The organism is Suttonella ornithocola, assembly GCF_001889065.1.
Classification (GTDB): domain Bacteria; phylum Pseudomonadota; class Gammaproteobacteria; order Cardiobacteriales; family Cardiobacteriaceae; genus Suttonella_A; species Suttonella_A ornithocola.
On record NZ_LWHB01000009.1, the window covers coordinates 1 to 7,583 of the forward strand.

Consider the following 7,583-nt stretch of genomic DNA (forward strand, 5'->3'; position numbering starts at 1 on the left):
CCGATGATTACCAATGGGAAAGCGCTAGACGTTTTAATTGCTCGCAATCAGCGATTTGTTATGCTCTAAAGCGACTAAAGATAACGCATAAAAAAAGATTAACCAACATCCAAAAGCCGACACAGAGAAAAGAGAGCACTTTCAAGAACAAATAGTGGATAAGACCGCTCAAGACAAACCGATAGTCTATCTTGATGAATGTGGTTTTAAAGCCTTTGCTCATAGACCTTATGGCTACAGCACAAAAGGACAAGTTTGTCATGGAAGTGATAACTGGCATTTAAAGAACCAGAGCAATGCGATTGGAGCCATTATCAATGGAGAATTGTTTGCCTTACGCTTATATGATGGTTCTATTAACAGCGATATTTTCTCTCATTGGGTGAGAGAAGCACTGTTACCTGAGTTACCTAAAAACAGTGTAATTGTCATGGACAATGCCGCTTTTCATAAACGCAGTGATATTCAAGCAATCATTGAAGAGCATGGGCATGAGATAGTTTGGTTACCCCCTTATAGTCCAGACTTAAATCCTATTGAAAAGATGTGGGCTTGGATTAAGCAAATAGCAAAGAATGGCGGATGGATTGTATTGATACTTTATTCTTTTATCTGCTTTGGATTGGGTTGGGTTTTAGATGATTGCACTATATTTCTTTTGAGCGTGCTTGCTATCGGCATGGTGATTGCCAATGTTTACTAAGGCTTACTGAATACCGAAACCGCCTCATTGAGGCGGTTTTTTCATTTATGCTGCTTGAAAAGCCAATCGCGTACGCTTTTTAATTGATAAGCGTAGTCAAAAGAATACATATGCTCTGCTGCGCCTTTAAGTGCAATATCCGCCGGCGGTAACACGCTACTACGGCTAAAAGTCACCAAATTGATGGCATTGCCGGCGCGCAACAGTTGCTCGATGGCGGCATTTTGCTGCGCAAGCGGGGCGGCGTGGGCGGAAAGTTCGGTCATGTCAAAGGCGAGCTTGTTTTCTTCTAACATTGCGCGCACTTGCGCTAAACCGCGCGAGGCTTTGTCATCGCTCGCCGCCACAATGTAGAAAAACTTTTGCTGCAGCAGCGGGCGCAGCACGCGAATATCCCATTGACTGCCCACATAAATAGAGGCGGCGAATAGGTCGGGATAGGTGGCGTTGAGATAAAAAGCAATCATGCCGCCCATCGATTGACCGGTGGCATATAAGCGCTGCTCATCGATGGGATAGCGCTTCAGCAAGTCTTGCAGCAAACGATGGGCAATGTCGACTTCTTCGCTGTGCTCAAAATCATCATTTACCGCGCGTTCAGTAAAACTGGGGACAAAAACAAATGCCGGCTGCGCTGATTGACTTTCTGGCGTTGCCCAAATGATTGCGCCGTAACCTTGTTTGAGCGGGGCTTGCGCGCCTTTGCCAACGGTGCTGGCATCGGCGATAAATTGCACCAGCGGATAACGCTCACCCGCTTTAAGGTTTTTGGGAATGTACAAGCTATAAGTCATTTCACGCCCGGTTTTTTCGTCGTGAAAAATCAGTGTTTGAAACTCGGGGGCGATTTGCTCGCGCAGTTCTAGCAAGGATTGATCATAGCTTTTATCCACACCGCCATAGCGTTTATCCCACGCCGTAAAACTGCTCATGCTCATCATCAGCAAACCGAGCAACAGCGCTTTTTTAAACATCTTGCGGTTCAATATGGCTAAGGGCGGGATGATTTTTCAGCTGAATGCCTTTGCCGGTGGTGTAAAACTGTCCGCCGGCAATGTAGTGCAGTGAACGCAATTCATCAGGCGCTTCATCAAACAACCAATGGCGACCATCAAAAACGCGTGAATCCGCCCAAGCGGCGACCACTTCAGCAATGAATAAGCCGTATTCTTCTTGATTGTGCGGTTCGGGTAACACTTTACAAATTAACCAAGCGGCGCAACCGGCAACCAGCGGCACATCAAAACCGTCTTGATAAAACAGCTCGACTTTATCGAGTTTATTAGGATGCGTATGGCGGCTTTCGCCCATATCGAGCACCAGTTTCGCTTGCGCCGCAACCGGCACTTGCACGGCAAAATAACCGCTGTTTTCTAAAAGATGACGGGTGAAATTACCCTTGCCGATAATCAACGACACACAAGGCGGCATCAAATCCACGAGACCCACCCAAGAAGCCGACATCACGTTTTCAACGCCGTTGTGTTTGGCAGAAATCAGCGTGGTTGGTCCGTGGTTAAGCAAACGATAACTTTTGATTAATTCAACCGGAATAATAGCCATGACTGTTCTCGTTCTAAGTAAAATCCAATAACACTTTACCGATATGCGTATTGGCATCCATCGCAGTATGCGCCTGCTGCACCTCGGTAAAGGGAAAAATATGCTGAATGATGGGGCGCGGTAAATCGGGCAAACGCGGCCAAACCTGCGTTTGCAAACTGCGGGCGATTTCGGCTTTTTCGGCATGTGTGCGGCTGCGCAGGGTTGAACCGGTAAGCTGCAAGCGTTTTAAGGCAATGGTGAGTAAATCGACTTCTGCCGTTTTGCCACCCATAAAGCCAATCAAAAACAAGCGACCGTTCAGGCGCAGGCTTTCGATATTGCGCGCCAGATACTTCGCGCCGACCACATCCAAAATGGCGTCCACGCCGCCGATTTCCGCAAGCACTTGGGCAAAATCTTGCTCACGGTAATTCATCGCCCTTGCGCCAAAGCCTTCAATCACCGCGCATTTTTCTGCATTCCCGGCGGTGGCAAAGGTTTCCACATTAAGCATTTGCGCCAAAATTAAGGCAGTAATGCCAATACCGCTTGTGCCGCCGTGAATCAGCAAACGCTCACCGGCTTTGACCTGTTGATGCATAAACAAATTTGCCCAAACGGTAAAAAACGTTTCCGGCAATGCCGCCGCTTCTGCCAAAGAATAGTTTTCAGGCAGCGGCAGCGCTTGAGCGGCTGGCACAACGCAATATTGCGCATAAGCGCCGCCATCGCTTAGCGCACACACCTGTTGCCCGACTTGAAAACCGCTCACTGCATTCCCGACTTCAACAATTTCCCCGGCAAGCTCTAAACCCATAATCGGGGTAACACCGGGCGGCATGGGATAAAGCCCCTGCCGTTGCATGATGTCGGGGCGGTTCACGCCGGCATAAGCCACTTTAATCAGCAATTCATCGGCTTTGGGTTGCGGACGCTCTGCCTGCGTGATGGTCAGCACGTCCACGCCACCCGTTGTCAGCATATCAATTTGTTGCATCAGCATTTTTCTTCTCCTAACGCTAGGCGCTGTGGGGAATAAATTTCAACGCCGTTGAGCGGGCGCTGCGCTTGTTCAATCATGATGCGGGCGATTTCTGCGCCACTCATCGGACGATAAGCACGCAGCCAATTTTTGGGTAAATGATTGAATAGCCAAATAAAAAATTGTTCGGCGCGGCGTTTATCGGCGCGTTCGCCAACAATCAACGCGGGGCGCACGATTTGCAAACTGGCAAAGTTGAGCGCTTTTAAATGTTCTTCCAGCTGACCTTTGGCGCGGGAATAAAACACTTTCGCCTGCGGATTAGCGCCGAGTGCGGAAATAACCACAAAGCGCGCCACGCCCGCCACCTGTGCTAAGCGCGCGATTTCTGTCGGCAAAACCACGTCCACTTGTAAAAAATTGGCTTGGCTGCCGGCTTTTTTAATGGTGGTGCCGAGGGCGCAAAACACTTCATCCACTTTGGGCAGTTGCACGGGCAGGGCGGAAAAATCCACCTGCTGTACGCTGACTTTGTCGTTGATTGGCGCAAGCTCGCGGCGCACCCAGAGAATGATTTTTTCATAATCGGGATGCTCTGCCAGCTGCGCGACCAGTTCTTTGCCGACAACGCCGGTTGCTCCAACAATTAACGCCGTTTTCATGGCTTAGAAAGCCTGTTTGGTTGGGCGCACGGTGATTTCATTAATGCCGACTTCTTCGGGTTGCTCAATGGCGTAAACCATCGCGCGCGCGATAGAACTGGCGGGAATTTGCAGCGCTTCGTAAAACTTCGCCACACGTTCGCGTGATTCAGGGTCGCTGCTGCTGTATTTCAATTCGCTGTCAACTGCGCCAGGGTAAAGGGTGGTAACGCGGATGTTGTGCGCGCTCATTTCTTCGCGCAAGCCTTCGCTAATCGCTTTCACCGCGAATTTGGTGGCGCTGTAAACCGTGCCACCACCGGCAGAAACTTTCAGTCCGGCAATGGAGGAGAGATTGATGATGTGCCCGCTATTTTGTGCCAGCATCGTTGGCAACACCGCAGCAATGCCGTAAAGCACGCCTTTAATGTTGACATCAATCATTTTGTCCCATTCATCCACTTTGAGCGCACTCATCACCGCACCGGGCATAATGCCGGCATTGTTAATCATGACATCAATCCGTCCAAAGGCAGCAAGCGCCGCTTGTGCAAATTTTTCCACATCTTCACGTTTTGAAACGTCCATTTGTACGGCGATGGCTTGCCCGCCTTCTGCTTGAATATCGGCGGCGAGTTTTTCCAAACGCTCTAAACGGCGCGCCCCGAGCACCAGTTTAGCGCCGCGTTTAGCCAAATGGCGCGCGGTTTCTTCACCAATACCACTTGAAGCGCCAGTAATTAAAATCACTTTGTCTTGAATATTGTTCATCACTTTTCCTTAAAACCTTAAAGCGTTAAAAAAGCGCCCGAGGGGCGCTTGTCGATTAAGCGACGGTTTTCAACAATTCGTCGGCTGCCAAAATGCCCAGCGCGTTTGAAGCCAAGGGGCTATCACCGGTGAGCAATTTACGGTCTTTATGCACTTGACCAGTAATGCCTTCGTTTAGCACTTTAACCCCGAGTTTTTGCAGGTTTTCAGCGACCAACCATTCCAATTTGCCCGGCATGTAACCGATGGCTTGGTTAGCGCCTTCATCCAAAGCGTCCGGGAATACACAGATTTCATAACCTTTGAACGGGAAGTTTTCCACTGCTTCGCCCACGCCCGCTGCCAATAAAGACGCCGGACCGTGGCACAAAGTAATAATGTATTTATCGTTGGCTAACGCCCAATCCAAAACAGCTTTGACTTCGTGGCTGTGTGGAATGCCTGCTAAAACCCCGTGACCACCGGGAATAAAAACCGCAATATAAGGAGAATCTTCGGCAGTGACTTCCGCTAAAATATCACCAAGTTTTTTCGGGATAACCAACTTCGGTAAATATTGTTGATAAAGATTCATTACCGCTTCATCTTCTTCGGGCATTGCCCAAATTTCTAATTTGACTGGATTACCAGATAAAGTTGCTACATCAATTTCAAAACCTGCTTGGTGCATGTGTAACATCGGTAGCAACATTTCAACTGGATGATTTCCAGTAGAGAATAAATTGCCTGCTTTAGTAGGAATATAACGTTCATCGGTACCAATCATCAGGACTTTGTATTTGCCACCAGTGTAAGGTTTATCAAATTTGAAACCATCGAAATCCGTTTTTTTTGCAGTATATTGCGTTAAAGAATACTCAGATGGAAAAAATGCATTGTGTTCAGCGCGATCAGCAACGGGTTGTTTGCTTAGTTCGGTCATATTAGCTCCTTGAATATAAAATAGAAATTAGACATTAAGTGCCTAAGTGATAGCGTGCATTTTAGGCGTTTTTTGTCGTTATAAAAAGAGATAAAATGCGAATTAACTATTCTTTATTTAGGAATAATCCTATGGATAAACTCTCTGCTCTACGCTATTTTTGTATGGCGTGTGAAACGTTAAATTTTCGAGAAGCGGCACAACGTCTCGCGGTTTCGCCACAAGTGGTTACGCGCAACATTGCTGAATTAGAAGCACAGCTGGAGGAACGTTTATTTAAACGCAATACTCGTAGTATTCAATTAACTGACTTTGGTAAACAATTTTTGCCAAAGGCTAGTCAGCTACTTGCTGATTGCGATCGATTATTTGCTAGCACCAAAATCAATCGTCATGTTATGCAAGGTATTGTGCGGATTACCGTGCCGCCATTGCCGTGTAGCCAAATCATTTTATGCCAATTGTTGCAAGCACTTGAACCTTATCCTGATTTAGTGATTGACTGGCGTGTTTCTTTAGAAAAATTTAAACCTGTCGATGATCAAATTGATATTGGTATTCGTATTTGTCTTGAGCCGGAACCTGATTGGATAGCCCATTATATCTGCAACATTGAAGAAAAAATTGTTGCTTCGCCCAAGCTGATTGAGAGGCTGGGTATGCCAAAAGACCTTTGTGATCTTGCACAAAATTATCCACTTAGCGGGATCATTAATCCTAAACTAAAACGCGTCTGGCATTGGCAGATCAACAATAAAATACACATTCAGCAGCATCACGTTAATTTTATCAGTCTTGATATGGTAAGCGGACTACAAGCAGCGTTATCAGGCAGAATTTGTGCTTATCTTCCAGATGTTTTTTGCCAAGATTACATAAAAAATGGCGAGTTGATTGAACTGTTTGCCGAAATTGAGAAACAACAATGGCAGTGCTATCTTTATCGTCCTTATCAGAGCAATAGTAGCCAACGTATTGTATTGGTTTTTAATTTACTAAAAAACTTACTCAAAGAACACTACAAGCTTCTCCCTGAAAAATAGAAAAATTCAATTTTTTGAATGTTGAAAATATGTTAAAAATAGAGTTTTGAAAAGATTCATGTTGTTTTTCTCTTTGTGGGGATTTTTTAGGGATTTTGCTATAACGTTGCGCTCAATCGCGGCATCAACGCTGCCACACTTTCTAATTTCACTTCTCTGACGCCTTCTCCTGCCCATAATGACAAATATTGCGTATCCACGCAAAGCAGCTTGTTGGCGCAAATGTGTTGTCATGGCTTTCATAAGTGGTTAGAAAATGGTTTTCTAATCCACGCGCCCATTTTCCAAAGAATAAACACGTCAGGCGAGTAGGCGTTTGCCCTATGTGAAGTAAGGCTTGTTTATATATTGGAGAAATACCTGATTCATGTGTTGCTAAAAACGCTGTGCCTAATTGTGCTAATTGCGCCCCAGCTTTAAATGCCGTTTGAGACCTTTGCAAAATCCCTAAAAATAGAGAAATTTCAATTTTTTAAATTTTAAAAATATATTAAAATCATGGTGTTAATTTTTCTACTAGTAGCAAAAATTCGTGTGAAACGGAATTTTGCAAAGGTCTCCGTTTTTATGTCATTGGTGTTCATGAGTCCGCCAGCAGCGATAAGAGGAATATTGGTTATGCTTTTGCTTTGAAGAATAAGTGGCAATAATGGTAGCAGTTTATCTGATACTGTTAACCAACTACCACAGTGTCCGCCAGCTTCTTTTCCTTGTACGCAAATATAGCAGGACTCCCAAAAAAAATGCATACCGCACTTTTGGGCTGTTTTCAAGGTGGATATTGAGTTAACGTTGTATGTATTTTTTAGGCAATTGACTATAGCATCTTCGCCAATTGCTGCCCAAGCCTCTAGTTCTAAAGGATGATTAGCGGTTCCAATTGCTTTAGTACCTACTTGATGCAGGGCGCTTATTTGTTCGCGAGTTAAACAGTTAAAAGTAAAGCCCGCAATAGGCACAGGATTTTCTAATAATA

General features: G+C 45.6%; 11 protein-coding genes. 3 read left to right on the forward strand and 8 right to left on the reverse strand.

Annotated features, from left to right (window positions below; translation table 11 throughout):
• Both A5N85_RS17135 and A5N85_RS00730 read left to right on the forward strand, forming a co-directional pair.
• On the forward strand, positions 1-155 hold a 155-nt coding region (locus A5N85_RS17135; protein ID WP_346243162.1), incomplete at its 5' end, for an IS630 transposase-related protein.
• Positions 155-703, forward strand: a complete 549-nt coding sequence (locus A5N85_RS00730; protein WP_249023913.1) for an IS630 family transposase — start codon at positions 155-157, stop codon at positions 701-703. The genes A5N85_RS17135 and A5N85_RS00730, both read left to right, overlap by 1 nt.
• Before the next feature lie 41 nt (positions 704-744).
• Here A5N85_RS00730 and A5N85_RS00735 read toward each other — a convergent pair whose 3' ends face one another.
• From A5N85_RS00735 to hchA, 6 genes are read right to left on the reverse strand one after another with little or no spacing between them, the layout of a single operon-like run.
• A complete protein-coding gene (locus A5N85_RS00735) occupies positions 745-1,677 on the reverse strand; it encodes a carboxylesterase family protein (protein WP_072575505.1) in 933 nt (310 codons plus the stop codon).
• Positions 1,670-2,266 carry a flavin reductase family protein gene (locus tag A5N85_RS00740; protein WP_072575506.1) on the reverse strand — a complete coding sequence of 199 codons (597 nt, stop codon included), beginning with the start codon at positions 2,264-2,266 and terminating at the stop codon, positions 1,670-1,672. Before A5N85_RS00740 ends, A5N85_RS00735 begins: the two co-directional genes overlap by 8 nt.
• 13 nt (positions 2,267-2,279) lie before the next feature.
• The gene (locus tag A5N85_RS00745; protein WP_084601486.1) at positions 2,280-3,245 is read right to left on the reverse strand and encodes a zinc-binding dehydrogenase; all 966 of its coding nucleotides are present in this window, start codon (positions 3,243-3,245) and stop codon (positions 2,280-2,282) included.
• Positions 3,245-3,892: an NAD(P)H-binding protein gene (locus A5N85_RS00750; protein WP_072575508.1), complete on the reverse strand. Its 648-nt coding sequence runs from the start codon at positions 3,890-3,892 to the stop codon at positions 3,245-3,247. The genes A5N85_RS00745 and A5N85_RS00750 overlap by 1 nt, the downstream gene beginning before the upstream one ends.
• Before the next feature lie 3 nt (positions 3,893-3,895).
• Positions 3,896-4,645 (reverse strand): SDR family NAD(P)-dependent oxidoreductase, encoded by a 750-nt coding sequence (locus A5N85_RS00755; protein ID WP_172460818.1) that lies wholly within the window; start codon positions 4,643-4,645, stop codon positions 3,896-3,898.
• Positions 4,646-4,697: 52 nt separating this feature from the next.
• Positions 4,698-5,564, reverse strand: coding sequence for a glyoxalase III HchA (gene hchA, locus A5N85_RS00760; protein ID WP_072575510.1), 867 nt, complete (start codon positions 5,562-5,564; stop codon positions 4,698-4,700).
• A 131-nt stretch (positions 5,565-5,695) separates the two neighbouring features.
• On the opposite strand from hchA, the gene A5N85_RS00765 reads away from it, so the two are divergent.
• Entirely contained in the window at positions 5,696-6,607 is a 912-nt protein-coding gene (locus A5N85_RS00765) for a LysR family transcriptional regulator (protein WP_072575511.1), read from the forward strand.
• A 148-nt stretch (positions 6,608-6,755) separates the two neighbouring features.
• Here A5N85_RS00765 and A5N85_RS00770 read toward each other — a convergent pair whose 3' ends face one another.
• Positions 6,756-7,049 carry a nitronate monooxygenase gene (locus A5N85_RS00770; protein WP_072575512.1) on the reverse strand — a complete coding sequence of 98 codons (294 nt, stop codon included), beginning with the start codon at positions 7,047-7,049 and terminating at the stop codon, positions 6,756-6,758.
• A gap of 37 nt (positions 7,050-7,086) precedes the next feature.
• Positions 7,087-7,583: nitronate monooxygenase (locus A5N85_RS00775; protein ID WP_211268020.1), on the reverse strand; the 497-nt coding region annotated here is incomplete at its 5' end.